Source organism: Kribbella sp. NBC_01484, from assembly GCF_036227145.1.
Classification (GTDB): domain Bacteria; phylum Actinomycetota; class Actinomycetes; order Propionibacteriales; family Kribbellaceae; genus Kribbella.
The window spans coordinates 6,733,966-6,760,917 of sequence record NZ_CP109437.1 but is presented as its reverse complement, the minus strand read 5'-3'; the positions used below and the strand labels follow the sequence as shown (position 1 = coordinate 6,760,917).

Sequence of the window (26,952 nt, the reverse complement as noted above, 5' to 3'; positions counted from 1 at the left end):
GAGACCACCACTGCGTCAGGCGGACAGGGCGTCCAGGATGGCGGCGGTGACCGGCTCGGGGGCGGAGACGCTGAGCGCGTGCGACGCACCGGCGACCTCGCGGATGTCTTTCGCACCGGCGCGCTCGGCCATGAAGCGGTGCAGAGCGACCGGGATGTTGAGGTCCTCGTCGCTGAAGACGAACCAGGACGGGATCGTCTTCCAAGCGGGCGACGCGGTCACCAGGTTGCCGGTCAGCGCCACGTCGGTGGCCGGCCGCTGGGTCGCGGCCATCACGGCTGCCTGCTCGGCCGGGACATCCGCGCAGAACTGGTGGTTGAACAGGGCGGGCTTGATCCGGAGATCGTTGCCCCCGGTGCTGACGGGTAGGTGTCGAGAGCGTCCCCGAGCGTGCTGCCGGGGAACTGGACCGAGAGCCCGAAGGCGTTCTCCCCCTGGTCAGGCGCGAACGCACACACGTACACCAGCGCCTTCACCGCCGGGTTCTCCGCAGCCGCCTCGGTGATCACCATGCCGCCGTACGAATGCGCGACCAGGACCACCGGCCGGCCGATGCCGGCGATGACGTCGCGCACGTACGCCGCGTCACCGTCGAGGCTGCGCAACGGGTTCGGGGCCGTGACGACGTCGATCGACCGTGCCTGCAACCGCTCGACGACGCCGTTCCAGCTCGCGGACTCGGCGAACGCGCCGTGGACCAGCACCACGACCGGGCTCTGTTCGTTCATGAGGTTCTCCTTCTCTCGGGTCACCAAGAAGGACCGGACAGCCCGGCAGGTTGTGACGAGCCGGACAGCAGGTTTGTGACCGGCGAGACAGTCACAGATCGCCACCGTGGTCTGTCCTAGTTGGTGAGTACGCCGCGAGCCGACAAGGGAGATCAGATGAGTATCGCCGAACAGCAGATCGCCACCTCCGTCCTGGTGATCGGCACCGGTGGCGGCGGCCTGCGGGCCGCGATCGAGCTGGCCGAGCAGGGCGTCGAAGTCCTTGCACTGGGCAAGCGGCCGCGCTCGGACGCGCACACCTCGCTGGCGGCCGGCGGGATCAACGCGGCGCTCGCCACGATGGACCCGGAGGACACCTGGCAGCAGCACGCCGCCGACACACTGCAGGAGAGCTACCTGCTGGCGAACCCGGTCACGGTCCGGATCGTCACCGAGGGCGCGGCCCGCGGCATCGCCGACCTGGAGAGCTACGGCATGCCGTTCGCCCGCGAGACGGACGGGCGGATCTCGCAGCGCTTCTTCGGCGCGCACACCTACCGCCGGACCGCGTTCGCCGGCGACTACACCGGCCTGGAGATCCAGCGCACGCTGATCAACCGCGCCGTCCAGCTCGGCGTCCCGATCCTCGACACGGTCTACGTCACGCGGATTCTCGTCCGGGACAACGCGGTGTTCGGCGCGTACGGGTTCGACCTGACCACCGGGCGGCGCTACGTCATCCACGCCGACGCGGTCATCCTCGCCGCGGGCGGTCACACCCGGATCTGGCGCCGTACGTCGTCTCGCCGGGACGAGAACACGGGTGACTCGTTCCGCCTCGCCGTCCAGGCCGGCGGCCGGATCCGCGACCCCGAGCTCGTCCAGTTCCACCCGTCCGGCCTGATCGAGCCCGAGAACGCCGCCGGCACGCTGGTCTCCGAAGCCGCCCGCGGCGAAGGCGGCCAGCTCCGCAACGCCCTGGGCGAGCGGTTCATGACGCGGTACGACGCCGAGCGGATGGAACTGTCCACCCGGGACCGGGTCGCGCTCGCCGAGTACACGGAGATCAAGGAAGGCCGCGGTACACCGAACGGCGGGGTCTGGCTCGACGTGTCACACCTCCCGCGCGAGACAATCATGCGCCGGCTCCCCCGCGTCTATCAGACCCTGCTCGAGCTCCAGATGCTCGACATCACCAAGCAGCCGATCGAGATCGCCCCGACCGCGCACTACTCGATGGGCGGGGTGTGGGTCCGGCCGGAGGACCACGGCACGGGCATCGACGGGCTGTACGCGATCGGCGAGGCGGCGAGTGGGCTGCACGGAGCGAACCGGCTGGGCGGCAACTCACTGATCGAGCTCCTGGTCTTCGGCCGGATCGTCGCGGAGGAGGCGGCGAAGTACTCGATCGGCCGGCAGTCCCAGCAGCGATCCGCGGAGGCCGTCGCCGACGCACGCGCGGAAGTCGATGCCCTCCTGGCGAACGACGGCCCGGAGAACGTCCGCGCCCTTCAACGGGCGCTCCGCGACACGATGACCGCCCGGGCCGGCGTCGTACGCGATGAGACCGGGCTGCTGGCGGGACTGTCGGAGCTCACCGACATCGAGGATCGGATGACCCGGATGGGCGTCCATCCCGACATCGCCGGCTTCCAGGACCTGGCCCACGCGTTCGACCTGAAGGCCTCCGCCATGGCCGCCCGCGCCACCCTCGACGCAGCTCTCGAACGCCGCGAATCCCGCGGCTGCCACAACCGCTCCGACTACCCCGACCTCGACGAATCCCTCCAGGTCAACCTCGTGTGGTCCGGCCCCGGATCGATCGAGCACGAGCCGATCCCACCGATCCCCGACGAGTTCCGCACCCTGATGCGCCACGTCTCGTCCGACGGCAAGCTGGTCGAGTGACAGGCCTCAAGCTGCCAAGAGGGTGAGGAGCAGCGCGAGTGGGGGCCAGGCGTCGCGGCCGCGGCGGGTCAGGGCGTGGGCTCGCATGCTGGGTTCGGGGTCGCGGAGGCGGCGCAGGGAGATGCCGGTGGTTTTCGGGTAGTCGGCGAACAGCAGGGCGACGCCCAGGCCGGCGGTGATCATCTCCTGGACCAGGCTGAGGCTGTCGGCGCGGTGGGTGATGCGGGGTTCGAAGCCGGCCAGGGCGGCGAGCGTGCGGACGACCTGCTCGTCTCCGCTGTCGCGGGAGTTGACGATCCAGTCGCTGTCGGCGAACGCCGCGACCACGTCGGCCGCCGGTCCCGTCGTACGCCGGGACCGCGTAAGGACCGCGAGGCTCCAGCTGCGCTCCCACAGCGGGGTCACCACCAACGCGGGGTCGTGCGGCGCGGGGGCCAGGTTGTAGTCGTAGCTCACCACGAGGTCGACCTCGTCCCGCTCGAGCATGGCCCGGGCCTCGACGGGCTCCTGCTCCTGGATCTCCAGCCGCACCGCTGGGTGATCGGAGGCCAACCGGTGGACGACGGGCAACAGGGTGTCCCGGATCACGGTGTGGAACGCGGCGATGCGGACTGTCCCGGCCGGCTCGGCCGACGGGTCGAGATCGGCCCGCGCCGCCTCGTGCGCGGCCAGGATCTCTACGGCGTGACCGGCGAGCCGGCGACCGGCCGGGGTGAGCCGGACCCGGCGGCCGTCGGGCTCGAGCAGCGGCGTACCGACCTCCTTGGCCAGTGCGGCGATCTGCTGCGAGACGGTCGAGGTGGTCACGCCGAGGGTCTCGGAAACCGCATGCATCGACCCCTGGCGCGACAGGGCCAGCAGCAGCTCGAGGCGGCGTACATCCATGCTCTCATTGTTCAGCAATCCCGAACGATCTGTCCACGATAATCACGTGGACGCGAACGGATTCGCGAGCTTCACTGGGTTCATGAGCACGCGTGACAGCCGCACCGGAGTGGCCTTCGCCGTCTTGTCGATGACGATGGTCCAGCTCGGTCTCGCCACCTCCGTCAGCCTCTTCGACCGGGTCGGTCCCGAGGGGGCCGCGTGGTTGCGCCTGGCGTGCGCGGCGCTGATCGTGCTCGTGCTGTTCCGACCCCGCCCCAGCTCGTTCGACCGCAACTCGTTCCTGGCCGCGGTCGGCCTCGGCGTCGCGACAGGTGGCGTGACGCTGCTGTTCATGGCCGCGGTGGCACGGCTCCCGCTCGGCACCGCGAGCGCGCTGGAGTTCCTCGGCCCGCTGACCGTCGCAGTACTGCGCAGTCGCGGCCGGCTCATCTGGCCCGCGCTGGCCTTTGTCGGAGTGATGCTGCTGACCCAGCCGTGGCACGGTTCGGTCGACGGCCTCGGCGTCCTGTTCGCACTCGGCGCGGCCGCGTGCTGGGCGGCGTACATCCTGCTCACCCAGCATGTCGGCGACAACGTGACCGGTCTGCAGGGCATGGGCGTGTCCATTCCGGTTGCCGCCCTCGTCGCGACCATCGTCGCGGGCCCGAGCACGATCCCGGTGATGACCTGGCAGCTCGTCGCCATCGGGTTCGGCCTGGCGCTGCTGCTACCGGTGGTGCCGTTCACCCTGGAGTACCTCGCCCTCCGCCGCCTCGACGCCGGTGTCTTCGGCACGCTGATGAGCCTCGAACCAGCTCTCGCCCTGCTCATCGGCTGGATCTTCCTCAGCCAGTCCCCCGGCCTCCTGCAAGCCGTCGGCATCGCCGGCGTCGTCGCCGCCGGCATGGGCGCCGAGCGAGCCCACAGCCGACGCTCAGTCGCCATGCAGCCGGATCAGCCGACCGGCGTAGTTGACGGTCAAGGTCAGCGACAGCCCCTGAGCCAGCAGGAATGCGCCTGACAGCTCGGTGCCGTCGCGGGCTACGCTGCGGTTTCGGCGGTGCGGGCTTCCGCGACCGCCTTGCCGCGCGGGGAGTCCGGGAAGCGCTCCAGCAGGGTGCGGACTTCGGCGGCTCCGACGTTCGCACCGAACATGTCGGTGTGGGGCTCCAGGCGGACGCCTTCCGCGAGCGGGCCGGCGATGACCGGGTCGAAGCCGAGGGCGTCGACGATCGTCGCGACCTCGGCCGCGTCACCGGGCTCACCGGCGATCGCGATCGCCTTGCGGTCGGGCGATCCGGACGGGCGGGCGCCTTCCTCCAGGTCGTGGTAGCCCATGTGATTGAAGGCTTTGACCACGCGCGAGTCCGGCAGGAAGGCCTGGACGAGTTCGCTGGACGACGTGCGCGGGTCGGTCAGGTCGTCGCGGATGCCGTCGACCTCCCACCAGTAGTTCATCGCGTCGATCACGAGCTTCCCGCGCAAGGCCCCGGCCGGGATCGTGCGGTACTTCCCGAGCGGCAGCGCCAGGATCACCACATCGGCTTCCGCGACCGCCTCGGCCGCGGTGGTCGAGATCGCGCCGGGCGTCACGATCTCGACGATCAGCGCGATCTTCGACACCTCACCAGATCCCGCGATCAGCACCCGGTAGCCGGCCGCGACCGCGAGCCGCGCGAGCACGGTGCCGACCTTCCCGGCGCCGAGGATGGCGATCGTCATCAGTTCTCCTGTTCGGCCAGAATCTCGCGAACCATCGGGATCACCTTCGCGCCGTACAACTCGACCGTCTTCAGCCGAGCACTGACCGGCACCGGTCCGGCGGAGTAGATGAGGTCGAACCGACCCACCCCGAGACTCTGCACCGCCGCGGCGATCCGGCGTGCCACGGTCTCCGGCGAACCGACGTACATCGAGCCGTGCTCGACCTCCGAGTCGAACTCCTCGCGGCGGATCGGCGGCCAGCCACGCAGTGCCCCGATCCGGTCCCGCATCACCTTGTACCGCGGGTAGAACACCTCGCGGGCCTCCTCATCGGTGTCGGCGATGAAGCCCGGCGAGTGCATCCCGATCTCCTGCGCGGTCGTCCCGAACTGCTCGGCCGCCTTCCTGTAGAGATCCAGGTACGGCGCGAACCGGTCCGGCGCACCACCGATGATCGCGAGCATCAGCGGCAGCCCGTAGTACGCCGTACGCACGACGGACTGCGGTGATCCGCCGACCCCGACCCACGTCTTCAAGTGACCGGACTCGGTCTTGGGATAGACGTCGGCGTTGTCGAGGGCGGCCCGGGTAGTACCGCTCCAGGTGACCGGCTTCTCGTCGAGCAGCCGGGAGAACAGCTGCAGCTTCTCCTCGAAGAGGACGTCGTAGTCGGCCAGGTCGTAGCCGAACAGCGGGAAGGACTCGGTGAACGAGCCGCGCCCGAGGATGACCTCGGCCCGCCCGTTCGACAGTGCGTCCACGGTCGAGAAGCGCTGGAACACCCGGACCGGATCGTCCGAGCTCAGCACCGTCACGCCGGACCCGAGCTTGATCCGCTGGGTGAGCGACGCGATCCCGGCCAGCACGGTCTCCGGTGTGGAGATCGAGTACTCCGGCCGGTGGTGCTCGCCGAGCGCGATCGCGTCGACGCCGAGGTCGTCGGCGAGGACCGCCTCCCGAACCACCTGCCGGATCGCCGCCGCGTCCGTGATCGGTGCGCCGTCGTCACCTTCCGGGATGTCCCCGAAGGTGTCGAGTCCGAACACGAGGTCGGCCATGTCCTGCTCCCATCTGTTCGCCACATCAAAATACTAGGTTGACATGTCAACACGGCAAGACCCGGGCCGCATTCCCGGACCAGGGAGGCTATAGTTTGAAGCAACCACATGGTTGCAATGCTCGTCACCTCCGGAGGACCCGTGGGCTTTCCCGATCGCACCGAGCGCCTGGTCGCGCCCGAGGCCGAGGCGATCGCGGAACACGTCTTCGTCGCCCTCGCGGATCCGAGCCGGCGCAATATCCTGGCGACCCTCGCCGCCGGCGGCCCGGCCACGGCCACCGATCTGGCCGAGCGGCTGCCGATCACCCGCCAGGCGATCGCGAAGCATCTCACCCTGCTGTCGGAGGCCGGTCTGGTGACAGCCGAACACGGCGAGCGCCGCCGCGTGCGCTACCGGCTTCGCTCGGCGCCGATGCAGGTCGCCCAGCAGTTCCTAGCCGCGATGGCCCGCGACTGGGACGGCAACCTCGACGCGCTACGCACCCACCTCGATAGCTGACCTCACACCCAGTGCCGGAGCTTGTCCGGGTTCAGCACGATCCAGACCGCCGCGACCTTCGCGCCCGTGACACTGAGACTCACCACGGCCATGACCTGCCCGGCCCTGCGCAGTACGACGCCGGCCTGGCCGTTCACCGCTTCGACGCTCAGCGCCGTACCAGGCTCAGCACTCAGCAACTCGGTGACGCAGCGAGCGACCGCATCGGCGCCCCGCACCGGACTCAGCGCGGCCGCGACCTTCCCGCCGCCGTCGCTCACCACGACCACCTCCGCGGCGAGCAGGCTCCGGATCGCACCGACGCTGCCCGCGCCGCAGGCGGTCGCGAACCGATGGACGACCGCCTCGTCTCCCCGCCTCGGTCGGAAGCTCACATCTCCTCCAACAGGGTCAGGCGGGTACGGCGGTGAGCTTCGCGGGGTTCATCATCCACAGCACCTGGTCGATCCCGTCGTCCGACGCGGTGACCGTGAGTGCCGCGAACACCTCGCCATCGCGTTGCAGCATCGCGATCGACCGGCCGTTCGCCATACCGAACTCCACGTCGACGCCGGCCCAGAAGCGCGTGGCGAACGCCCGGTGGTACTTCGCGACCCGCAGCGCACCGACGACCGGGAACCGTGACGCCCGAGCTGCGCCGCCACCGTCGGAGTAACTGATCGCGTCCTTGGCCAGCAACCGTTCGAGCGCCGCGAGATCACCCGACCGTGCCGCGTTGACGAACGCAGTCAGCAACGTCCGCTGCTGACTGCCACTGATCTCGGTACGGCGTTCCGCCCGGATCCGCTTGCGGGCCCGGCTGACGAGCTGCCGGACTGCCGGCTCCGTCGACTGCAGGATGGCGGCGAGCTCGTCGTACGGGTAGTCGAACGCCTCGCGCAGAATGTACGCCGCCCGCTCGGTCGGCGAGAGTCGTTCGAGCACGAGCATGACCGCGAAGCTCAACGCCTCCCCGCGCTCGGCACCCAGCGTCGGGTCGGCGCTGGTGTCGACCGGCTCGGGCAGCCAAGGGCCGATGTAGGTCTCGCGCCGGGCCCGCGCGGACTGGCTCGCGTTGATCGCGAGCCTGGTCACGGCGGTCGACAGATAGGCGACCGGGCTGACCACCGCACTGCGATCGGCGGCCTGCCAGCGCAGCCAGACCTCCTGCACCAGGTCCTCGGCCTCGCTGTGACTGCCCAGCATCCGGTACGCGATCCCCATCAGGCGCGGACGCACCTCGTTGAAGATCCTGACCGCTTCGTCCAGATCGCCGGCCGGCCCGGTCTCCGCCATCTGCACACCCGTCTGTCAGCCCGAGGATAGGGCCGAGCCCGGCTCGCGGCCGTGATCGGTCTCGAGCGCTTCGATCGCGCCGCGCAGGCTGCGCAGCTCGACTTCCTCCTCCTGGACCTCCTCCGGATCGAACTGCCATCCGGCGGGCGGACCGGGATCGGCTTCGTCCACACCGCTGGCGGCGATCAGCTCGAGATCGGCGTCGACCTCGACCTCGAGACCGCGCAGCACCGGGTCGTCCTGGCTGCCGCTCATTTCGCCTGCGCCGCGTACCACGCGTCGTAGTGCAGCTCGCCAAGGGTGGCCTCCCCGATCGGCACCAGGCTGCGCTCGGTCAGCTCCGACCCGAAGTACCGGGCGTGCTCGTCGGTGACGACCTCGCGGGTGTCGCCACGCGCGGCCAGCGCCTTGCGGAAGAACTCGTCCATCCGGTACTCGTCCGGACCGGCGATGTCGATCCGGGTGTTCAGCGGCGCACCGATCGCGGTCCGGGCGAGGATCGCGGCCACGTCGTCGGCCGCGATCGGCTGCCACGCGACCGGCGCGATGTGGACCTTGCCGTCGTCCCAGGTCCCCTCGTCCGCGATCGCGGCGACGAACTCCATGAACTGCGTCGCGTGCACCAGCGAGTAGGGAATGCCGGAGGCCTTGATCAGCTCCTCCTGGGCGATCTTGGCCCGGAAGTAGCCGTTCTCCGGCAGCCGCTCGGTGCCGACGATCGAGATCCCGACGTGGTGCCGGACGCCGGCCTCGGCCTCCGCCTTCAGCACGTTGCCGGTGGAGGTCTTGAAGAACTCCATCACGGCCTTCTCCTCGAACGACGGCGAGTTGGCCACGTCGATCACGACGTCGGCGCCCTCCAGCACCTGGGCCAGGCCTTCGCCGGTCAGCGTGTTCACGCCGGTGCTCGGCGCGGCCGGCACCGCCTCGTGGCCGTGCTCCCCGAGCTTGGCCACCAGCTTCGATCCGATCAGGCCGGTGCCGCCGATCACGACGATCTTCATCGCAGAACCCTTTCGTTGCCGACGGCATCCCTTGCCGCCCGGTTACCTGGTAAGACAGGGCACACCGCGGGCTTGTGACAGCGAACCCGCGGAGACCCTGGTCACAACCGTCAGCGCTGTCCTGTCTGAAGAAGTGGACAGTCCGAAACCACTCCGAGGGGGACCACTGTGCCCGACGCCGCGCCTGCTCCCGGACCGGCCGCCGAGCCGGCCGACGGACCGTCCAGGATCCGGATCCGGGTCCGGATGACCGCGCGGCCGATCGACGAGCCGCACCGGGTCTCCAGCCAGCTCGAACTGCTGTTCGACCTGACCTTCGTGGTCGCGGTCGCGGCGGCCACAGACCAGTTCGCGCACACCATCGCCGAGGGTCACGCCGGCGACGGGGTGATCCCGTTCCTGCAGGTGTTCTTCGCGATCTGGTGGGCGTGGATGAACTTCACCTGGTTCGCGTCGTCGTACGACACCGACGACGTCGCCTACCGGCTGCTGACCATGGTCCAGATGGCCGGCGTCCTGGTCCTCGCCGCCGGCGTCCCGGCGGCCGCCGATCATGGGGACTACCTCCTCATCACCGTTGGCTACCTGATCATGCGGGTCGGGCTGATCACCCAATGGCTGCGGGCGGGCATCGAGGATCCGCCCCGCCGTCGTACGGCGTTCCGCTACGCCATCGGGATCGGAGCCCTGCAGATCGGCTGGTTCGGGCGCCTCTACCTGGTCGGCACCGGCGCAGTGTCGGACACTGCTCTGGTCGTCCTGTTCGTCGTCCTGGCGATCCTCGAGCTTTGCGTTCCCCTCTGGGCCGAGCGGCCCCGGTCGACCACCTGGCACCCCCACCACATCGCGGAGCGGTACGGCCTGTTCACGATCATCCTGCTCGGCGAGGCGGTCCTGGCGTCGTCGAACGCCGTACGACGTGCCGTCGAGGAGACCGTGGGCAGCGCTGACCTGATCCTGGTCGCGGCCTGTGGCCTGGTGATCCTGTTCGCCCTGTGGTGGTTGTACTTCCTGCACCCCGCCGGTCCACGGCTGGAGGAGCGCCGGAGCCGCTCGTACCGATGGGGCTACGGCCACTACGGAATCTTCGCCGCGCTGGCAGCCCTCGGGGCCGGCCTCGAGGTCAGCGTCGAACAGACCGGGCACGACCTGCACCTGACACCGACCGCCGTGAGCTACGCCGTGGCGATTCCGATCGCCGCCTTCGTCGGCCTGCTGTGGGCCGTACACCGGGTCATCTCGGAACCGTCGCGGTTCCATCTGGGCTCCGCGCTCGCCGGTATCGCGGTCGTCCTGCTGCTCCCCCTCGCGACTCCGTGGATCGGCGTGGAGGCCGACCTCGCGCTACTGGCGGTGACCTGCGTGCTGCTGGTCTGCGTCGCCTCGTGGAACGAGAGCGTCAAGCAGTAAGGCCCGACAGCGTCGCCAGCGTGGATCGGATCACGTCCGCCAGGCCGACGCCGTCCGGCTCGGCGATCCAGCGCTCGAACGCGACCCGGAAGACCGCGACACCGGTCTCGGCCGCCAACGCCGCGACGTCCTCGCCGGCACCCCGCTTGCGCAGCGCCTCGGTGAACGCCGCGGTGAGCGAGGCCAGCTTGATCAGCTCGCGCTCGCGAAGCTCGGGGGTCGCGGCGATGACGGCCTGCCGCCGGCTGGAGTAGTCCCGGCGGAGATCGTCGAAGAAGTCGGCGGACGACAGTACGGCGGCCGCCACGGCCTCCATCGGGGTCGCCGACTCCGGAGCAGCGACCAGCGCCTCGACCATATGTCGCTCGAGCTCCTCGGAGCCGGCGAACAGCACCTCGCGCTTGTCCGCGAAATGCCGGAAGAAGGTCCGCGCGGTCACCCCGGCCCGGTCCGCGATCTCGGCGACGGTCGTGCGGTCGTAGCCGCGCTCGGCGTACAACGCCATCGCCGCCTCGCGCAGCCGGCCCGCCGCGCCTGGCTCCCACCGTCCCATGGGCCCGATCCTAGCTGATGTCATTGACTGACATCACGAGCCGTAGCATAGTGATGTCACTGACTGACATCACTGAAGGGAACAGCATCATGCGCGTGTTCATCACCGGAGCCTCCGGACATGTCGGCTCCGCCCTCGTCCCGGATCTCCGGCAGCACGGCCACTCGGTCGTCGGCCTGGCCCGCTCCGACGCCTCCGCCGCCCGGCTCACCGAGTGGGGCGCCGAGTTCGTCCGCGGCGACCTGGACGACCTCGACGGTCTGCGCGCCGCGGCCGAGGGCGCCGACGGCGTCATCCACCTCGCCTTCCGGCACGACGCCATGATGACCGGAGATCTGTCCGCCGCGGCCGAAACCGATCTGGCCGCGGCGCGAGCGATCGTCGACGCCCTGGCCGGCACGGACAAGCCCTTCGTGGGCACATCGGGCACCGGGCTCCTCGGCCGCGCCGGACTGGACCGCCCCGGCACCGAGGACGACACCATGCCCGGCGGCTACCGCATCGACACGGAGAACTTCGTCGTCGACGCGGCCGCCAAGGGGATCCGGACCTCGGTCGTGCGGCTGCCACCGATCACCCACAGCACCCTCGACCACCACGGCTTCGCGCCGGCCTTCATCACCTTCGCCCGCCGGAACGGATTCTCGGCGTACGTCGGCGACGGCACCAACCGCTGGCCGTCGGTCCACACCATCGACGCCGCCCGGCTCTACCGGCTCGCGCTCGAGTCCGCCCCGGCCGGCACCCGGCTGCACGCCGTCGCCGACGAGGGCATCGAGGTCCGCCGGATCGCCGAGGCGATCGGACGCGGCCTCGATCTACCCGCCCGGTCGGTCACGCCGGAGCAGGCGCCCGAGTACATCGGCTTCCTGGCGCCGTTCGCCGGCATCGACAACCCGACGTCCGCCGCCCGGACCAGCGAACTGCTCGACTGGCACCCGACGTACCCGGGCCTGCTCGAAGAACTGGCCGAGGACTTCTACTTCCGGACCGCCTAACAGCACCTGGTGATGAGGTTCGTGGCGGTCCGCTGACAGGCGCGACCGACCGCCGGATGGGCTGGCGATCGGGTTTGCGGTAATAAATGTGCGGTGGCAGCGATGTTCCACAAAGCGACCGGCTTCGTGGCTGGGCGGCTTCCTGACCGGGCGGTTGGCTTCCTGGCTGGATGGTCGGGCCGGGGTTGGGCGCGCGGGTGAGTGGGACCCGTCCTCACTGGTGCTCCGGTTTGCCAAGTCTTGAGGGCTTGGACACCTTCTGGTGGGCCGGGACAAGGAATGACATGTACCAGCCCACCAGTTCCTGTCCCGGGCCCCAACGCCCGGTCCGCCGGAATGTCCGCAGCAGCCTTCCGGCCGCGCAGTGCCTAGACCTTCAGCACCGGCGCGATCGTCTTGGTGCGCGATCCCTCGTAGGCGGCCAGGAGGATGCCGAGTACGGCGATGCCCTCGTCCTCGGTGTGGATCGGACGGGTCCTGCCGAGCAACGAGTCCGCGAAGTGTCCGATCTCGGCGACGAAGGTGTCGACCGGCTCCAGCTCGAACGTCTTGCTCTCACCGGACCGGAGCCGGTAGGACAGCGTCGTACCGTCGCTGGTCAGTGAGCCGAGCTCTCCGACCGCCGAGAACCGCTCGGTCGAGGCAGCCGGCTGATAGGCCCAGCTGGTCACCATCTGTCCGACGACACCGTTGTCGAACCTGATCAGGACTTGCGCGGAGTCCTCGCCCTCCATGAACTTCAACCGGTGCGTGGAGAGCATCGCGGTGACCTCGACCGGCAGCCCGCCGGCGAGGTGCAGCATCAGATAGGTGGGGTGGTACCCGGTGTCGATGAGCTCGCCGCCACCGCTCGTCTTGGCGCTCGCCCGCCAGCCCATCGAGCTCGGGTCGAAGTTGTTGAAGAAGCTGTCGGTGGTCCGCACCTCGTAGACCGTGCCGATGGTCCCGGCGTCCAGCAACTCCTTCGCCTTGGCGACGGTCGGCATGAACAACTGGTTGTGCGCGCACATCAGCGTCACGCCGGCTTTGGTGACCGCCTTACGCACGTCCGCGGCTTCCTCCGCGCTGAGGCAGAGCGGCTTCTCACACAGGATGTGCTTGCCGGCCTCGGCGGCCGCGACGATCGCATCCTTGTGCAGGTGATGTGGCAGGCAGATGTCGACCGCGTCCAGTTCCTCGGTCGCCAGCATCTGCCGATAATCCGTGTACGGCGTCGCACCCAACTCCTCGCCGCGAGCGGCAGCGGTCTGCTCGACTGCGTCCGCGACCGCGGTGATGCCGATCTTGTCGGCGTGCGCTCGGTATCCCTTGATGTGGGCGGACGCGATCCCACCGCCGCCGATGAGCCCAACCTTGATCATCAGAGTCTCCTCAGCTGTAGGCGATGGACGTGCCCTGGTCAGCGGCCTCGTTCGCGGCCACGACCAACCTGGTCAGCTCGAGCGCGCGTTCGATGTTCTCGTCCGCGCGGGTGCCGTTGTTGATGTGGTCGACCCACTGCGCGAACGCGTCCTGGCCGTGGTCAGGCACCGGCACCTGCTCGCCGTTCACCGTCAGGACATTGCCGTCGTCGGTGTAGGTGAGCGTGCCTTCGGTACCGAAGAGCTCGATCGTGAACGGGTTCCGGCTGGCGAACCCTGCCTCGATCACACCGATCTTCTGGTCGGCGTACCCGACGACCACGACAGCGTTGTCTTCCAGGCCGCGTTCGGCGATCGACCGGTACGTCGCACTCACCGTGTCCGGCTGTGCGCCGAGGAACAGCTGGGTCAGGTACACCGGGTGACAGCCAAGGTCGGTCAGCGCGCCGCCGATCGCGGTCGTCGGCTCGAAGAACCGCTGCGGCAACCAGCCGGCGACACCGTCGCGCGGAATCGCGCCGTCATGCGAGAGCCGGACCCGGCCGTAGGTCAGCGTCCCCAGCTGCCCGCTGTCGATCACCTCTGTGATCGCCTGGGTATAGCCGTGGTAGAGCCGCGGCAGCGAGACGATCAGCTTCACGCCGGCGGCATCGGTCGCCGCGATGATCTCCTCGGCCTCGGCCACGGTAGGTGCGAGCACCTTCTCGGTGAAGATGTGCTTCCCGGCCCGGGCCACCTTCAGCATCACGTCGCGATGCTCGTTGGTCGGAGTGGTGATCGCGACACCGTCGAGGTCGTCACGGGCGAGCAGCGCATCGAGGTCGCCGGTGAACTCCACACCGAACTGGTCGGCCGCGTCCTGGCCGCGCTGGGCGTCGTCGTCCCAGACGGCCACCAGGTCCGTACCCGGATGCTGTTGCGCCTGCCTGGAGTAGTCGCCCGCGTGCACGTGCCAGAAACTCAAGGTCGCGATCTTGAGCGGTTTGGACACCATGGTCCTCCTCAGTGGGAACGTTTCGGATCGACCGCCGGACCACCGTACAACGTTGTCATCGCGGAAGAGGAGGGGTCGGCGCGCCCGTTCGCACGATGAGATCCGTGCGCAGAACGAATGCTTATAGTTATTCAGGAGTCCAGCATTATCCGAGGAGTCACGATGAGCGAGGAGCCCGCCGGCGGGGACCTGTCCCGGTTGCGGCAGCTCAACGCGGCCGCCGTGCTCCGGGAGTTGCGCGGCGACCAGCCGCTCACTCTGACGGAGTTGTCGAGGCGGACCCGGCTGTCGCGGGCCTCGACCGAGGACGTCGCCCGGGACCTGCTCGGACGGGGCTGGCTGACCGAGGTGGCGCCCGCGCTGGGCTCGGTCGGAAGGCCGGCCAGGCGGTACCGGTTCAACTCCGGGGCCGGCCGGCTGCTGGGCGTGGACATCGGCGGGCACAAGGTGCTTGCCCTGGTCACCGATCTCGACGGCGAGGTGCTGAGCCAGGCCCGGATCGCGGTCGATCCCGGGCTCGGACGCCGGGAACGGCTTGCTGTACTGGACAAATGCGTCACCAAGGCGATCGCCGGTGTCCAGCCGGGGCAGATCTGGTCCACCGGGGTCGCAACCACCGGCCTCGTCGACGGCACCGGCAAGGTGCTGCTGTCCGACTCACTGCCGGAGTGGACAGGGGTCGACCTCGCCGGGCACGTACGCCGGCTCGTCTCCGGACCGGTACGGGTGGAGAACGACTGCAAGCTCGCAGCGCTGGCCGAGACGTGGCGCGGCGTCGCCCGGTACGCGAAGGACGTGGTGTTCCTGCTGGCCGGACTGCGTACCGGCGCCGGCCTGATCATCGACGGGAAGCTGCACCGCGGGTTCGCCAACTGGTCCGGTGAGATCGGCGCCCTGCCCGCCGCCGGCTGGCTCCGGGCGCCGGAGCATCTGCACAACTGGCTTGCGCGAAACGGACGGCCGGACGTGTCGGACGAGTTCGAGAGCGTCTTCTTCGCTGCGCGCGGCGGCGATCGCGAGGCTGTCCGGGCGGTTCGCGGGTATGTCCGCGACCTCGCCGTCGGCGCCTCGGCGCTGGTCCTGACGCTCGATCCCGAACTGGTGGTGATCGGTGGCGGATTCTCGCGGTCGGCGGACGTGATGGTCGAGCCGCTGCGTCGCGAGCTGGACCGCTGGTGCCTGCGGACACCCGAGATCCGGATCTCCGCCTTCGCCGACGAAGGGGTCGCGCTCGGCGCGGTCCGGCTGGCCCTCGAGCAGGTGGAGTCCGCCGTCTACAACGGCCTGAGACCTTGACATAGTTTTCCTGGACTCCATGATTATTCCTATCGCCCGCCCAGCGAGAGGAAGCATCATGATGCGTCCGTTCCGCCTGCTCAGCGCTGCCCTGGCCGGCATTGTGCTCAGCGCCGTCCTCGTCTCCCCCGCCCACGCCACGATCAGCGGCAGCACCGCCACCAACACCGCGACGACAGTCACCTACCGCTTCTCCTACACCGGATCCCCGCAGTACCTGCGGGTCTACGTCGACGCCGACCGGAACGCCGGCACCGGCTTCGCGCAGGGCGGCACCGGCGCCGACTACCTGCTGGAGAACGGCAGCCTCTACCAGCACACCGGCAGCGGCTGGAGCTGGACCTTGGTCAGCGCGGTCACCTTCTCCGGTACGGGCGGAGTCGCGCAGTGGACCGTGAATCGCGCCGACCTCGGCGAGAGCGCCTCCCCCAACGACGCCGACCTGATCTTCCAGGTGGAGGCCCCGCTGGAGTCTTCGAGCAAGTACACCCACGTCTACAGCGGCGGCGGATCCGGCGGCACCGTGACGTACACCGCGGCCACGGACAACTTCGCCAACCCCGAGCGCGGCTTCTACCACCACACCGGCGACTGCGACAAGGCCGACTTCTCCCAGACGACTCTGCAGAGCTACCGCACCAGCCAGGGCATCTCGCTGGTGATGTGCGTCTTCTACCTGGCCGAGTACAAGAACGGCCCGATCGCGCAGGCGGCGCTCGACCAGTTGCAGCAGCAGATCGACACCGTCCGCGCGGCCGGTCTCAAGATGGTCCTGCGCTTCGCCTACACCACGTCGACCGCCGGAGACGACACGACCAAGGACCGGATCCTGGCTCACCTCGACCAACTGGCGCCGTACCTCACCGCAGGCAAGGACGTGATCGCGGTCGTGCAGGCGGGGCTGATCGGCGCGTGGGGTGAGTGGTACTACACGCAGAACTTCGGCAACGCGGGCACGATCACCACGACCGACTGGGCCAACCGCAAGGCGGTGACCGACAAGCTGCTCAGTGTCGTGCCGTCGACCCGGATGGTGCAGCTGCGGACGCCGAAGTTCAAGCGGACCCTGTACTCGACCACGCCGGTTCAGTCGGCCGCGGCGTACAACGGCTCGGCGCTGTCGAGGCTCGGTCACCACAACGACTGCTTCCTGGCCAGCGCGGACGACTTCGGCACCTACGAGAACACCGCGGTCGAATACCCGTACCTTCAGTCCGACACGACGTACGTCGCGATGGGCGGCGAGACGTGTGGCTCCAACCCACCGCGGTCCAGCTGCCCGACGGCCACCAGTGAGCTCGCACAGTTCCACTGGTCCTTCCTCAACACCGACTACGAGCCCACCGTGCTGAACTCGTGGAACACGGGCGGCTGCCTGGCCGACGTCACCAAGAACCTCGGGTACCGCTTCCGCCTGGAGTCCGGCACGTACCCGGCGACCGCCTCACCCGGCGGCAGCCTGCCGGTGTCCTTCACCGTCCACAACGACGGCTACGCGACGCCCTTCAACCCACGCAACCTCGAGCTGGTACTGCGGAACACGTCGACCGGCACGACCTACCGGCTCGCGATGAGTTCCGATCCGCGGCGCTGGACCGCGGGTACGTCGACCACGGTGTCGCAGACGCTCACCGTGCCCGCCAACGTGCCGGCGGGTTCCTACACCCTGCTGCTCAACCTGCCGGACCCACTCCTGTCCACTCGCCCCGAGTACTCGATCCGCCTCGCCAACCAGGGCACCTGGGACGCGGCGACCGGGATGAACTCGCTCCTGCACACCCTCACCGTCAGCTAGGAGTTCTTGATGAGAAGGCTTGTCACAGCGGTCGCGGCGATCGGTCTGCTACTGCCAACCCAGGCAGCCATGGCGCACAATGACCCGCCGACGACCACCCGCACCTACGCGTCGACCGACGAGGTGATCGCCAACCCGGAGCGCGGTTTCTACCACCACACCGAGACGCACTACCGGGCCGACGGCACCGGTTATGTCCCACTCGACCTCACCACCCTGCGCAACTTCCGCACCCAGGAGAACATCACCCAGATCCTGCGGCTGTTCTACCTGGAGAAGTTCTCCAAGCAGGACGTCATCGACCAGCACTACCTCGACCTGGTCCGTGCAGACTTCCGCACCGCGCGCGCCGCGGGCGTCAAGATGATCGTCCGCTTCGCCTACGCTCTGCCGGGCGACGGCTGGCCGCCGCCGACGCCGTACGGCGACGCGCCGGTGGCTCGCGTGGTCAAGCAGATCCAGCAGCTCACCCCGATCCTGCGCGAGAACTCCGACGTGATCGCGGTCGTCCAAGCCGGGTTCGTCGGATTGTGGGGTGAGGGCTACTACACCGACTACTTCTCCGATCCGCAGGACCCGAGCGTGGTCACCGACCAGAACTGGGCCGACCGCAAGGCCGTCGTCATGGCCGAGCTGAAGGCGCTCCCGAAGGACCGGATGATCCAGGTGCGGACGCCGTACATGAAGCAGCGCATGCTCGGGGTGCCGACCGGGACCGCGGGCGCCCTGACCGCGGCGCAGGCGTACGACGGTTCGCCGCTGGCCCGGGTCGGTCATCACAACGACTGTTTCCTGGCCAGCCCGGACGACTTCGGCACCTACCTCAGTGACCCGATCGAGCTCGACAAGGATTTCGTTGCCCAGGACACCAATTACGTCCCCGAGGGCGGCGAGACCTGCGCGGTGAACTCACCACGGTCGGACTGGGAGTCGGCGTCGGCCGAGATGGCGCGACTGCACTTCTCCTTCCTGAACATCGAATACAACCAGGACGTGCTGGACACCTGGGGCGACAACCTCACGACGGTCAAGCAGAAGCTCGGCTACCGATTCGCCCTCGCGCAGAGCACGGTCACGACCAAGGCGCAGCCGCGCGGTGATGTCAGGGTCGACCTGCAGGTCCGCAACGACGGCTGGGCCGCTCCGTACAACCCGCACCAGGTGCAGCTGATCTTCCAGAACGACAAGCACACCTTCAAGGTCAACGTCCCGGCCGACCCACGCCGGTGGGGCGCTGGTACGATGACCAACCTCGACTGGAGGGTCGCCGCACCGCCGGTCCCCGGAAAGTATCGCTTGTTCCTCAACCTGCCGGACCCGCTCCTGTCCACCCGCCCCGAGTACTCGATCCGTCTCGCGAACGACGGAACCTGGCAACCGAGCACCGGCTACAACGACCTCGGTCAGACGGTGACTGTCGGATAAGGATCCAGGCCCCGAACGGTGTGCCCGGAGCCTGGTTCCGGGCACACCACCTGGCTCCGGCCCACCAGCGTCAGGCGGCCGGGTAGCGGTGGGCTTCCAGCGCGGGCAGGTCGACGACCCGCGGCAGGCTCCTCGGGCGCAGCGAGAGGACACCGAGCTGTGCGCCGGGCAGCTCCTGCCATACCGAGGCGACGCCGATCGTCCGCAGGCGTTCCTCGACCCGCGGCACGGCGACGGGCTCCTCGGCGATGACGACCAGGAAGCTTGCGCCGGCCGGCAGCGTATCGGCCGGTTGCTGCGGGCAACCGTTCGCGAGGGCGGTCATCGCAGGCTCGCCAGTGCAGCGCGGGCTGCGTTGTAGCCGCACATCCCGTGCGCCCCCGCGCCGGGCGGTGTCGCCGCAGAGCACCCAAACACACCGGGTACGCCGAGGCCGTAAGGATGCAGGGTGACACGCGGCCGGAAGATCAGTTGGCGCGCGGTGTTGGCACCGGTGATCACATCACCGCCGAGGTAGTTCGCGTTGCGTTCCTCCAACTGGGCTGTCGTCTGGACGGTCCGAGCCAGGATCAGGTCGCGGAAGCCGGGAGCGAACCGTTCGATCTGCGACTCGATCAGCAGCGTCGCGTCACCGCCGTAGCCGCTGGGCACGTGCGCATAGGTGTACAGCGGCCGCACGGTGCCCTCGGCACGAGACGGGTCGGCCAGATACTGCTGCCCGACGAGAACGTACGGCCGGTCCGGCATCCGGCCCGACACCACGTCCTGTTCGGCCCGCGCCAGCTCCGCGTAGTCCCCGACCACATGCACAGTCCCGGCCCGCCGGGACGCCTCGTGCGTCCACGGCACCTCACCCGAGAGTGCGAAGTCGACCTTGAAGACCCCCGGCCCATGCCGGTACCGGAGCAAGGCCCGCCGGATCTTGGCCGGCATCGCGTCCCCCACGATCCGCACGGCCGCACTCGGTGCGAGATCCAGCAGAACGAGGTCCGCATCGCCGACCTGCTCGAGTGATTCGACCCGCACGTTGGTCTCGACCTTGCCGCCGTGCTCCTCGAGGGCGGCGATCATCGCCCGGTTGATCGCCGCCGATCCCCCTTCTGCCACGGGCCATCCGTAGGCGTGCGCCGCCGTACCGAGGGCCACGCCGATCGCCGCCGAGAAGGGCGCCGACAGCGGTCGCACCGCGTGCGCCGCCACTCCTCCGAAGAGCGACCGCGCCTCCTCCGTCGACCAGCCCTTGGCGAGCACCGAGGCCGGTAGGGCGGACAGGGCACCGAACCGCGTCATCGCGACCGGATGCGACGGCACGCGTACGACGGGGCGCAGGAAATCCGACGTGATCCGGTCGAACCGCTCCGTCAGCGGGCCGAACACCTGCCGCCACCGGCGACCGTCGGGCCCCAGCGACGCAGCGGTCTCCTCAACCGATCGCAGTACGGCGGCACCGCGCCCGCCGTCCAGCGGATGCGCGTACTGGACCTCCGGCCACCGCCAGGTCAGGCCGAACCGAGCCAGGTCCACAGACCGGGAGAACGCGGTGTCGACGGCCAGCGGATGGAACCCTGAGCACTCGTCGTGGATCAGCCCGGGCAGCGCGAGCTCGCTGCTGCGGGTGCCGCCGCCGGGGCGGTCGGCGGCTTCGAGCACTTCGACGTCCACCCCGGCCTTGGCGAGAGTGACTGCAGCGGCCAGTCCGTTCGGCCCACTCCCGACGACGACTGCCTTGGTCATGATCCACCACCTCCCGAGCCATCCGGCGCCGACTCGACGGTCGCAGGCGGAGGCGTCGGTACCGTCTTGTCTACCGCACCCGGCCGCGGGTAGCGAACCCGCTGGTAGCCGGGCAGGCGCCACTCGACCGTCAGCGGGATCGGTCCGTTCGGCAGCCAGGGCTGCTCGGCGACGGCGTCGGCCACCTGGTACGTCCCGCGCTCGACGATCCCGAGCGCCGCGTCGATCACGACGTACCGCTGGAAGTTCTTGTGCACCGGCTGCGACTCGATCCACGCCACGATGAACTCACCGGGGGCGAATCCGCAGCGCCGCTGGATCGAGGCGATGAACTTGTGGTCGTGCAGGTGGCCGTCGCCGAAGTTGAAGCCGACGATGCAGTTCGTCATGAACTCAGCTTCGCGGATCGCGTAGTGATCGAGGTCGTCGCCGAGCTGATCGACCAGGATCGAGTTCAGCGCCCGGCCCTGACTGTGCAGCGCCCGCCAGCCCATCACCTGGTAGAGCGCGACCTCAGCGGCGTCGCGGCTGCCGAGCAGTTCGGTGGCCTGGTCGATCACCATCGGCGCCGGCTTCACCAGCCGCTCGTTCAGCCGCTGCTCCGCGCCAGGCGCGAAGGCCCAGGTCGCGGACGCCCAGTTGCCGGCGTACTGGCGCCGCGGAGCGGATCCATCTGCACAAGAACACCGTGAAGTATCGGGTCGACAAGGCACTGGAGGAACGCGGCCGCCCGCTGGACGACGAGCGCCTGGAACTCGAACTGGCGCTCGTCGCCTGCCGCTGGCTGGCCGGCTCGGTGCTGATGCCTCCTGCACCCTGATTCAGCCGTGCTGCTTGGCGAGCAACCGCAGCCCGACCATCGGGACGCCGAGGGCGATGACGGACAGGACGGGGATGAGAAAGGCGATCATCGGAGTTTCCTTTCGGTGTCGCCGGGGTGGGGTCCCGGCTGGTAACACCGAGAATCGCAACTCAGGGCCCCTCCCTTCCTGGCCCGGCGAGCCGAACTTCCGGCCGGCGACTGTGCCGGCCGCACAAACCGTCAGGTGCGGGCGTCGTGGGGGATGCCGGCGGCGGCGTACGCGTCGGCCTCGTCGAGGGTTTCGTGCTTGAGGAGTTGCTCGGCGATCGAGTCGAGGCGGGTGCGGTTCTCGCGGAGGAGGCGTCTGGCCTCCTGGTAGCACTGGTCGATCAGGCGGCGTACCTCCTCGTCGACGGTGTTGAGCAGCTCGTCGGAGGCACCGGCCATCCGGGGGTCACCCTCGGACGGCAGAACGGAGACCGGGCCGACGGCCTCCGACATCCCCCAGCGGCCGACCATCGAGCGGGCGATCCGGGTCGCGCTCTCCAGGTCGCTCTCGGCGCCGGTGGTGACCACGCCGAGGACCTCCTGCTCGGCGGCCATACCCCCGAGCGCTCCGATGATGCGACCGCGCAGGTATTCCGTGTCGTATCCGTAGCGGTCCATCTCCGGCGTGGACAGTGTGACACCCAGCGCCCGGCCACGCGGGATGATCGACACCTTCCGGACCGGATCCGCGCCGACCTGGATCATCCCGAGCAGTGCGTGACCTCCTTCGTGGTACGCCGTACGACGTCGCTCCTCCTCGGGCATGACCACGTTGCGCGCCGTACCGAGCTGGATCTTCTCCAGGGCGTCGGTCAGATCGCGCTGGTCGATCTCGGACTGGCCTTGGCGGGCGGCGGCCAGCGCGGCCTCGTTCAGCAGGTTGGCCAGATCGGCGCCGGTCATCCCGGGCGTGGACCGGGCCATGGCACGGAGATCGACGTCCGGGCCGAGCGGCTTCCCGCGCGCGTGCACCTCGAGGATCGCCTCGCGCCCCTTCTGGTCCGGCGCGTGCACGGTGATCGTGCGATCGAACCGGCCCGGCCGGAGCAGCGCCGTGTCGAGGACATCGGCACGGTTCGTCGCCGCGAGGGTGACGACCCCCTCGGTGCCGGTGAAGCCGTCCATCTCCGTCAGGATCTGGTTCAGGGTCTGCTCGCCCTCGTCGTGACCACTGATCGACCGGGCACCGCCGCGGGCGCGTCCGATCGTGTCGATCTCGTCGATGAAGATGATCGCGGGAGCGACCTTGCGCGCCTCGCCGAACAGCTCCCGGACCCGGCTCGCGCCCACGCCGACAATCATCTCGATGAACTCCGAGGCACTGGCCGAGAAGAACGGCACCCCGGCCTCCCCCGCGGTCGCGCGAGCCAGCAGAGTCTTGCCGGTCCCGGGTGCACCCTCGAGCAGCACGCCCTTGGGAGCGCGGGCCCCGAGCCGGCGGTACTTGTCCGGGTCCTTCAGATAGTCGACGACCTCGGTGATCTCGGCCTCGACCTCGTCGATGCCCGCGACGTCGGCGAAGGTGACTCGCACGCTGGTGGGATCGATCGGCTTCTTCTGCTGGCCGCCTCCGAGCAGGCCGCCCAGCCCACCGCCGGCGGCGCGGCTGCGCCGGAACAACCAGAAGTAGAACGCGGCGATCAGGATGAACGGGCCCAACGAGATCAGCAGGTTCCACAGCACGCCGCGCTGCTGGACCACCGGCGTCGCCCGGACCGTCGCGCCGCTCTTCTGCAGCGCCCCGAACAGGTCGTCGTTCGCGAACGTCGGCCGCTCGGTGGTGAACTTCGTGTACGTCGAGTCGGTCTTGCCCGGGATCGGGGCGGCCGCCTTCAGCCGGCCCTCGATGGTGTCACCGCGCGAGAACACCTCGGCGACGTTCTGCTTCTGCACCTGCGCCGTGAAGTCGGTGTACGCGACGGTCTGCTCGCCGCCAGACATCTGGTCCTGCATCGTGGTGATCAGGAACAGCACCAGATACCCACCGACGATCCAGGCCGCCCACCGCCACCACCGCGGTCGCCGCGGCTTGTCCCCGTTGCCCTGAGCGGTGGGCAGCCCTTCGGTCCGCCACGGCTTGTGGGGATGCCGCTGCGATCCGTTGTCCCGGTCCCCCTGATCAGGCGTGGACTTCTCCTGCGGCGGCTGATCCTTCTCACTCATGCTGGCTCCGCTGGTGACCTGCCCGCGCCCTGGACACGCGGCCTCAGCCCAACATAGGTCGCCACCGACGGGTTTGCCGAGCACCGACGCCCCTCCGGCGACCGGTCGGCGCCGGTACGATCTGGCATGGCGATCCCTTTGGTGCTCGACTGCGATCCGGGACACGACGACGCAATGGCGCTGCTGCTGGCGATAGCCGATCCCGCGGTCGAGTTGCTCGCGGTGACGACGGTCGCGGGCAATCAGACAGTCGACAAGTGCACGGTGAACGCCCGCCGAGTGCTGTCCCTGGCCGGAGTGACGGATGTCCCGGTCGCCCGTGGTGCCGACCGGCCGCTGGTACGACGGTTGCGCATCGCCGACGATGTCCACGGGCAGACCGGTCTGGACGGCCCGCTCTTCGACACCGAGCCGACCGTGCCCGAGTCGCCGTCAGCTGCCCAGGATGTGTTGATCGACGTACTGCAGAAGCACTCCACGCCGGTCACCATCGTGGCGACGGGAGCGCTCACGAACATCGCGCGGCTGCTCGCATCGGAGCCTGCGCTGACCCCGAAGATCGCCGAGATCGTCTGGATGGGCGGCTCGACGGACCGCGGCAACATCGCGCCGCTCGCGGAGGCCAACGCGTACGTCGATCCCGAGGCGGCGGACCAGGTGGTCCGGTCGGGTGTCCCGTTCACCATGTGCGGTCTCAACGTCACGCATCAGGCTTTGGTGACGGACGACGTACTGGCGCGCTTCGAACGGATCGGGACGCCGCTGGCCCGGATCTGCGTCGAGTGGATGACGTTCTTCGCCTCGACGTACCGGCAGCTCTGGGGGTTCGAGGCGCCGCCGTTGCACGATCCGGTCGCGGTCGCCCGGGTGATCGATCCGGCGATCGTGCGCTGCGTCGAGGCGAACGTCGTCGTCGAGGCGAAGGGCGAGTGGACGTCTGGCGCGACCGCGGTCGACCTCTTCAACTACACCGGCCGGGCGCCCAATGCGCAGGTCGCTGTCGAACTGGATCGCGAAGCCTTCTGGACCAGAATCGTCGACGCCGTCACGGCTCTCGGCTAGATGGTGACGACGAGGCGGCCGTCGGTGCTGCCGGTGGATTGGCGATGCCAGGCGGTGGCGATATCGGCGAGCGAGACGGTCTCGTGCGTGACAGCGACGGCTCCGTTGGCGGCGTGTTGCAGTACGGCGGTCAGCGCATCGCGGCGTTGCTCCGGGGTGATGGCGTTGTTCGTGTAGCCGAGGATGCTCGCCGTACGGCTGCGGAGGACCGACGAGGAGAAGACCGCCTCGTCACCGGATGAACCGCCGAGGTTGACCAGGCGGCCGTACGGGGCGAGCACCCGCGAGGCCGCGGTGGCGGGGAGGCCGAAGACAGGGTCGATGACGACGTCGACAGCACCATCGGTCGCGTCCCTCAGCCGGGCGGTGAGCGCATCCACGTCGGGGCCTGAGGCAACTACTTCGTCGGCGCCGGCGGCCAGGGCCCGGTCGCGTGCCGCGTCCGACCGGCACACGGCGACCACGCCGTCAGCACCGAGGAGCCGGGCCGCGCCGATCGCGACCTGGCCGACCGCCCCGCCGCCACCGAGCACGAGCACCTGCTCCCCCGGCTTGAACTGAGCCCGCCACGTGAGCGCCATCCAGGCCGCCACCCCGGACAGCCCGAGTGCAGCGACCTCCGTGTCCGGGACCGGCGTGTCCAGCACCACGAGATCGACATCCGGTACGGCGCAGCGCTCGGCGAAACTGCCGTCACCCGCGGCCATCCCGGCCGAGGTCGCGAAGAACACCCTCGTCCCGGGCGGCACCACCTCGGACTGCTCGACCACCCCGACCCCTTGCACCCCGGGCACATAGGGCACCGCCGGCTGGCCGAAGTACGACGTACCGGACGCACACAGCAGGTCGAGCGGTACGACGGGTGCCGCGGTGACGCGGACGACGGAGTACCCGTCGGACGACACCGGGTCCGGGTGGTCGGCGTGGGACGGCGGTTGGCCGTGGGTGTGCAGGACTGCGGCTCGCACGGGACCTCCTAGGTGGCGACGTCTGGATAGGGCAGCGTGAGGTGCTGCAGCGCCCGGCCGTAGGCCTTCTGATACTCGAGCGGCCCGTGGTCCCGCTCGAACATCGCGATGAACAACGTGAGCGTGAGGAACGGGTGTGCGCCGAGCCCGAACAGCGCGACATGATCGTGCTCGCGCAGCGCCTCGCGCTCCTCGTCGGTGAACGCGAGCCAGGTGGACCGCTCGGCAGTGTGGCAGTTGAGGATCTGATTGGCCATCTCCTGCTCCCACCAGGCCACGGTCCCGGCGGCGTCCTCGCGATAGCGCTCGATCAGGTCGGGATCGCGGTCGACGGTGTAGAGGAACTTGTCCAGCAGGTACTTGCTCATCCCCGTCCTCGCTTCGCTCCGGGCGCGGATGAGGCACGGACCGCGCTGTGCTTGATGGTGAACTCGCTACGCTCGTTCACGACGGCACTCCGTTCGGGTACCAGGTGAAGTAGGCCTCCATGGTGTGGAAGAGGTCGAGCGAGTCGACGTGATCCGCCTTCGCACCCGCGCCGGCCACGCCCATCATCAGCATGAAGTCCATGAAACCGTGGGTCGCGTTGCCCGGCAGATGCAGGCTGTCCAGCGTCACCTCGGCCAGGCAGCCGTCGACGTCGCCGCTCGCGATCCAATCGACGGCTTTGCGGTCGAACTCCGGATCCGGACCGTGCTCGCCGAACTGCCGCGGCCCACCGAGCTCCAGCGACAGGTGCCCGGTGCCGATGATCGCGACCCGGGCGTCGATCGGCCACGACTCCACCAGTTGCCGGATCGTCCGGCCGAGCTCGACGAACCGCCCGGGCCGGGGCAACGGTGGCGCGAAGATGTTGGTGTAGATCGGCACGATCGGCAGGTCCGCCTCCGGGCGGAGCGTGATGATCGGGCAGGTGATGCTGTGGTCGATCCGCAGTTCGTTGCTGAAGGCAAGGTCGAAGCCGGCGTCCAGCCCGTTCCGCAGGATGTGCGCGGCCAGCCGCTCCTCCCCCGGCAGCGTCATCCGCGGCAGCCCGAACTCGCGCTCCTCGTTGTACCAGTTCGCATCGAAGTACGGCGCTTTGCCGACAAGGAACTGCGGCATGTTGTCCAGCCAGAGCTGGTGGAAGTGGTCGCTGCCGACCATCACCAGGATGTCCGGCCGGGCCTTGGTCAGCGTCTCCCGGAACGCCTCGATCTTCGCCACCCACTCGTCGGCGAACGGCGGCCGGTCGGCTCCGGTGGCGGTGCTCGCGCGGTAGTAGAACGGGTGATGCGTGGAGGCGATGACCGCGGCGACTGTGGCCATGTGGTGCTCCT

General features: G+C 69.2%; 29 protein-coding genes. 10 read left to right on the top strand and 19 right to left on the bottom strand.

Annotated features, from left to right (window positions below):
• Window positions 1–15 precede the first annotated feature (15 nt).
• Together OG555_RS32800 and OG555_RS32795 are read right to left on the bottom strand one after the other, a co-directional pair.
• Entirely contained in the window at window positions 16–336 is a 321-nt protein-coding gene (locus OG555_RS32800; protein ID WP_329484909.1) for an alpha/beta fold hydrolase, read from the bottom strand.
• Entirely contained in the window at window positions 273–728 is a 456-nt protein-coding gene (locus OG555_RS32795) for an alpha/beta fold hydrolase (RefSeq protein WP_329476430.1), read from the bottom strand. Before OG555_RS32795 ends, OG555_RS32800 begins: the two co-directional genes overlap by 64 nt.
• A gap of 156 nt (window positions 729–884) precedes the next feature.
• Here OG555_RS32795 and OG555_RS32790 point away from each other — a divergent pair, with 156 nt between their 5' ends.
• Entirely contained in the window at window positions 885–2,615 is a 1,731-nt protein-coding gene (locus tag OG555_RS32790) for an L-aspartate oxidase (RefSeq protein WP_329476429.1), read from the top strand.
• Between the two features lie 6 nt (window positions 2,616–2,621).
• On the opposite strand, the gene OG555_RS32785 is transcribed toward OG555_RS32790, so the two are convergent.
• On the bottom strand, window positions 2,622–3,500 hold the full coding sequence (locus OG555_RS32785; RefSeq protein WP_329476428.1) for a LysR family transcriptional regulator: 879 nt from the start codon (window positions 3,498–3,500) through the stop codon (window positions 2,622–2,624).
• A gap of 82 nt (window positions 3,501–3,582) precedes the next feature.
• On the opposite strand from OG555_RS32785, the gene OG555_RS32780 reads away from it, so the two are divergent.
• A complete protein-coding gene (locus OG555_RS32780; protein WP_329476427.1) occupies window positions 3,583–4,503 on the top strand; it encodes an EamA family transporter in 921 nt (306 codons plus the stop codon).
• Window positions 4,504–4,523: 20 nt separating this feature from the next.
• On the opposite strand, the gene OG555_RS32775 is transcribed toward OG555_RS32780, so the two are convergent.
• Together OG555_RS32775 and OG555_RS32770 are read right to left on the bottom strand one after the other, a co-directional pair.
• Window positions 4,524–5,204 carry an NADPH-dependent F420 reductase gene (locus tag OG555_RS32775; protein WP_329476426.1) on the bottom strand — a complete coding sequence of 227 codons (681 nt, stop codon included), beginning with the start codon at window positions 5,202–5,204 and terminating at the stop codon, window positions 4,524–4,526.
• Window positions 5,204–6,268 carry an LLM class flavin-dependent oxidoreductase gene (locus OG555_RS32770; protein WP_329476425.1) on the bottom strand — a complete coding sequence of 355 codons (1,065 nt, stop codon included), beginning with the start codon at window positions 6,266–6,268 and terminating at the stop codon, window positions 5,204–5,206. Before OG555_RS32770 ends, OG555_RS32775 begins: the two co-directional genes overlap by 1 nt.
• A 117-nt stretch (window positions 6,269–6,385) precedes the next feature.
• Between OG555_RS32770 and OG555_RS32765 the strand changes: the two genes are divergently transcribed.
• Window positions 6,386–6,745: an ArsR/SmtB family transcription factor gene (locus tag OG555_RS32765; protein ID WP_329476424.1), complete on the top strand. Its 360-nt coding sequence runs from the start codon at window positions 6,386–6,388 to the stop codon at window positions 6,743–6,745.
• A gap of 2 nt (window positions 6,746–6,747) precedes the next feature.
• On the opposite strand, the gene OG555_RS32760 is transcribed toward OG555_RS32765, so the two are convergent.
• From OG555_RS32760 to OG555_RS32745, 4 genes are read right to left on the bottom strand one after another with little or no spacing between them, the layout of a single operon-like run.
• Entirely contained in the window at window positions 6,748–7,119 is a 372-nt protein-coding gene (locus OG555_RS32760) for a hypothetical protein (protein ID WP_329476423.1), read from the bottom strand.
• 16 nt (window positions 7,120–7,135) lie between these two features.
• Window positions 7,136–8,020: an RNA polymerase sigma-70 factor gene (locus OG555_RS32755; RefSeq protein ID WP_329476422.1), complete on the bottom strand. Its 885-nt coding sequence runs from the start codon at window positions 8,018–8,020 to the stop codon at window positions 7,136–7,138.
• 15 nt (window positions 8,021–8,035) lie between these two features.
• Window positions 8,036–8,275 carry a hypothetical protein gene (locus OG555_RS32750; RefSeq protein WP_329476421.1) on the bottom strand — a complete coding sequence of 80 codons (240 nt, stop codon included), beginning with the start codon at window positions 8,273–8,275 and terminating at the stop codon, window positions 8,036–8,038.
• Window positions 8,272–9,024, bottom strand: a complete 753-nt coding sequence (locus tag OG555_RS32745; protein ID WP_329476420.1) for an SDR family oxidoreductase — start codon at window positions 9,022–9,024, stop codon at window positions 8,272–8,274. The genes OG555_RS32750 and OG555_RS32745 overlap by 4 nt, the downstream gene beginning before the upstream one ends.
• Before the next feature lie 168 nt (window positions 9,025–9,192).
• Here OG555_RS32745 and OG555_RS32740 point away from each other — a divergent pair, with 168 nt between their 5' ends.
• Window positions 9,193–10,434 (top strand): low temperature requirement protein A, encoded by a 1,242-nt coding sequence (locus tag OG555_RS32740; RefSeq protein ID WP_329476419.1) that lies wholly within the window; start codon window positions 9,193–9,195, stop codon window positions 10,432–10,434.
• Here OG555_RS32740 and OG555_RS32735 read toward each other — a convergent pair.
• The gene (locus OG555_RS32735) at window positions 10,424–10,987 is read right to left on the bottom strand and encodes a TetR/AcrR family transcriptional regulator (RefSeq protein ID WP_329476418.1); all 564 of its coding nucleotides are present in this window, start codon (window positions 10,985–10,987) and stop codon (window positions 10,424–10,426) included. The genes OG555_RS32740 and OG555_RS32735 overlap by 11 nt on opposite strands.
• Before the next feature lie 89 nt (window positions 10,988–11,076).
• Here OG555_RS32735 and OG555_RS32730 point away from each other — a divergent pair, with 89 nt between their 5' ends.
• Window positions 11,077–11,985 carry an SDR family oxidoreductase gene (locus OG555_RS32730; protein ID WP_329476417.1) on the top strand — a complete coding sequence of 303 codons (909 nt, stop codon included), beginning with the start codon at window positions 11,077–11,079 and terminating at the stop codon, window positions 11,983–11,985.
• 368 nt (window positions 11,986–12,353) lie between these two features.
• On the opposite strand, the gene OG555_RS32725 is transcribed toward OG555_RS32730, so the two are convergent.
• The gene (locus OG555_RS32725) at window positions 12,354–13,346 is read right to left on the bottom strand and encodes a Gfo/Idh/MocA family protein (protein ID WP_329476416.1); all 993 of its coding nucleotides are present in this window, start codon (window positions 13,344–13,346) and stop codon (window positions 12,354–12,356) included.
• A 10-nt stretch (window positions 13,347–13,356) separates the two neighbouring features.
• Window positions 13,357–14,340, bottom strand: a complete 984-nt coding sequence (locus OG555_RS32720) for a Gfo/Idh/MocA family protein (RefSeq protein ID WP_329476415.1) — start codon at window positions 14,338–14,340, stop codon at window positions 13,357–13,359.
• A 162-nt stretch (window positions 14,341–14,502) separates the two neighbouring features.
• Between OG555_RS32720 and OG555_RS32715 the strand changes: the two genes are divergently transcribed.
• From OG555_RS32715 to OG555_RS32705, 3 genes are read left to right on the top strand one after another with little or no spacing between them, the layout of a single operon-like run.
• Window positions 14,503–15,636: an ROK family protein gene (locus OG555_RS32715; RefSeq protein ID WP_329476414.1), complete on the top strand. Its 1,134-nt coding sequence runs from the start codon at window positions 14,503–14,505 to the stop codon at window positions 15,634–15,636.
• A 58-nt stretch (window positions 15,637–15,694) separates the two neighbouring features.
• Window positions 15,695–17,431 carry a DUF4832 domain-containing protein gene (locus OG555_RS32710; RefSeq protein ID WP_329476413.1) on the top strand — a complete coding sequence of 579 codons (1,737 nt, stop codon included), beginning with the start codon at window positions 15,695–15,697 and terminating at the stop codon, window positions 17,429–17,431.
• A gap of 9 nt (window positions 17,432–17,440) precedes the next feature.
• Entirely contained in the window at window positions 17,441–18,856 is a 1,416-nt protein-coding gene (locus tag OG555_RS32705) for a DUF4832 domain-containing protein (protein ID WP_329476412.1), read from the top strand.
• A gap of 70 nt (window positions 18,857–18,926) precedes the next feature.
• Here OG555_RS32705 and OG555_RS32700 read toward each other — a convergent pair whose 3' ends face one another.
• From OG555_RS32700 to OG555_RS32690, 3 genes are read right to left on the bottom strand one after another with little or no spacing between them, the layout of a single operon-like run.
• Window positions 18,927–19,181 (bottom strand): hypothetical protein, encoded by a 255-nt coding sequence (locus OG555_RS32700; protein WP_329476411.1) that lies wholly within the window; start codon window positions 19,179–19,181, stop codon window positions 18,927–18,929.
• Window positions 19,178–20,590 carry a phytoene desaturase family protein gene (locus OG555_RS32695; RefSeq protein WP_329476410.1) on the bottom strand — a complete coding sequence of 471 codons (1,413 nt, stop codon included), beginning with the start codon at window positions 20,588–20,590 and terminating at the stop codon, window positions 19,178–19,180. Before OG555_RS32695 ends, OG555_RS32700 begins: the two co-directional genes overlap by 4 nt.
• Complete coding sequence (locus OG555_RS32690) at window positions 20,587–21,303, bottom strand: DUF3556 domain-containing protein (RefSeq protein WP_329476409.1); 717 nt, start codon at window positions 21,301–21,303, stop codon at window positions 20,587–20,589. The genes OG555_RS32695 and OG555_RS32690 overlap by 4 nt, the downstream gene beginning before the upstream one ends.
• Here OG555_RS32690 and OG555_RS32685 point away from each other — a divergent pair.
• Entirely contained in the window at window positions 21,279–21,410 is a 132-nt protein-coding gene (locus tag OG555_RS32685; RefSeq protein ID WP_329476408.1) for a hypothetical protein, read from the top strand. The genes OG555_RS32690 and OG555_RS32685 overlap by 25 nt on opposite strands.
• A gap of 222 nt (window positions 21,411–21,632) precedes the next feature.
• Here the strand turns inward: OG555_RS32685 and ftsH are convergent, their stop codons facing one another.
• Window positions 21,633–23,603: an ATP-dependent zinc metalloprotease FtsH gene (gene ftsH / locus OG555_RS32680; protein WP_329476407.1), complete on the bottom strand. Its 1,971-nt coding sequence runs from the start codon at window positions 23,601–23,603 to the stop codon at window positions 21,633–21,635.
• Window positions 23,604–23,729: 126 nt separating this feature from the next.
• On the opposite strand from ftsH, the gene OG555_RS32675 reads away from it, so the two are divergent.
• A complete protein-coding gene (locus tag OG555_RS32675) occupies window positions 23,730–24,665 on the top strand; it encodes a nucleoside hydrolase (RefSeq protein WP_329476406.1) in 936 nt (311 codons plus the stop codon).
• Here the strand turns inward: OG555_RS32675 and OG555_RS32670 are convergent.
• From OG555_RS32670 to OG555_RS32660, 3 genes are all read right to left on the bottom strand, one after another.
• Window positions 24,662–25,633 (bottom strand): zinc-binding alcohol dehydrogenase family protein, encoded by a 972-nt coding sequence (locus OG555_RS32670; protein ID WP_329476405.1) that lies wholly within the window; start codon window positions 25,631–25,633, stop codon window positions 24,662–24,664. The two genes, OG555_RS32675 and OG555_RS32670, sit on opposite strands and share 4 nt — an antisense overlap.
• An 8-nt stretch (window positions 25,634–25,641) precedes the next feature.
• The gene (locus OG555_RS32665; protein ID WP_329476404.1) at window positions 25,642–26,001 is read right to left on the bottom strand and encodes a hypothetical protein; all 360 of its coding nucleotides are present in this window, start codon (window positions 25,999–26,001) and stop codon (window positions 25,642–25,644) included.
• A gap of 76 nt (window positions 26,002–26,077) precedes the next feature.
• Window positions 26,078–26,941: a hypothetical protein gene (locus OG555_RS32660; RefSeq protein WP_329476403.1), complete on the bottom strand. Its 864-nt coding sequence runs from the start codon at window positions 26,939–26,941 to the stop codon at window positions 26,078–26,080.
• Window positions 26,942–26,952: the final 11 nt, after the last annotated feature.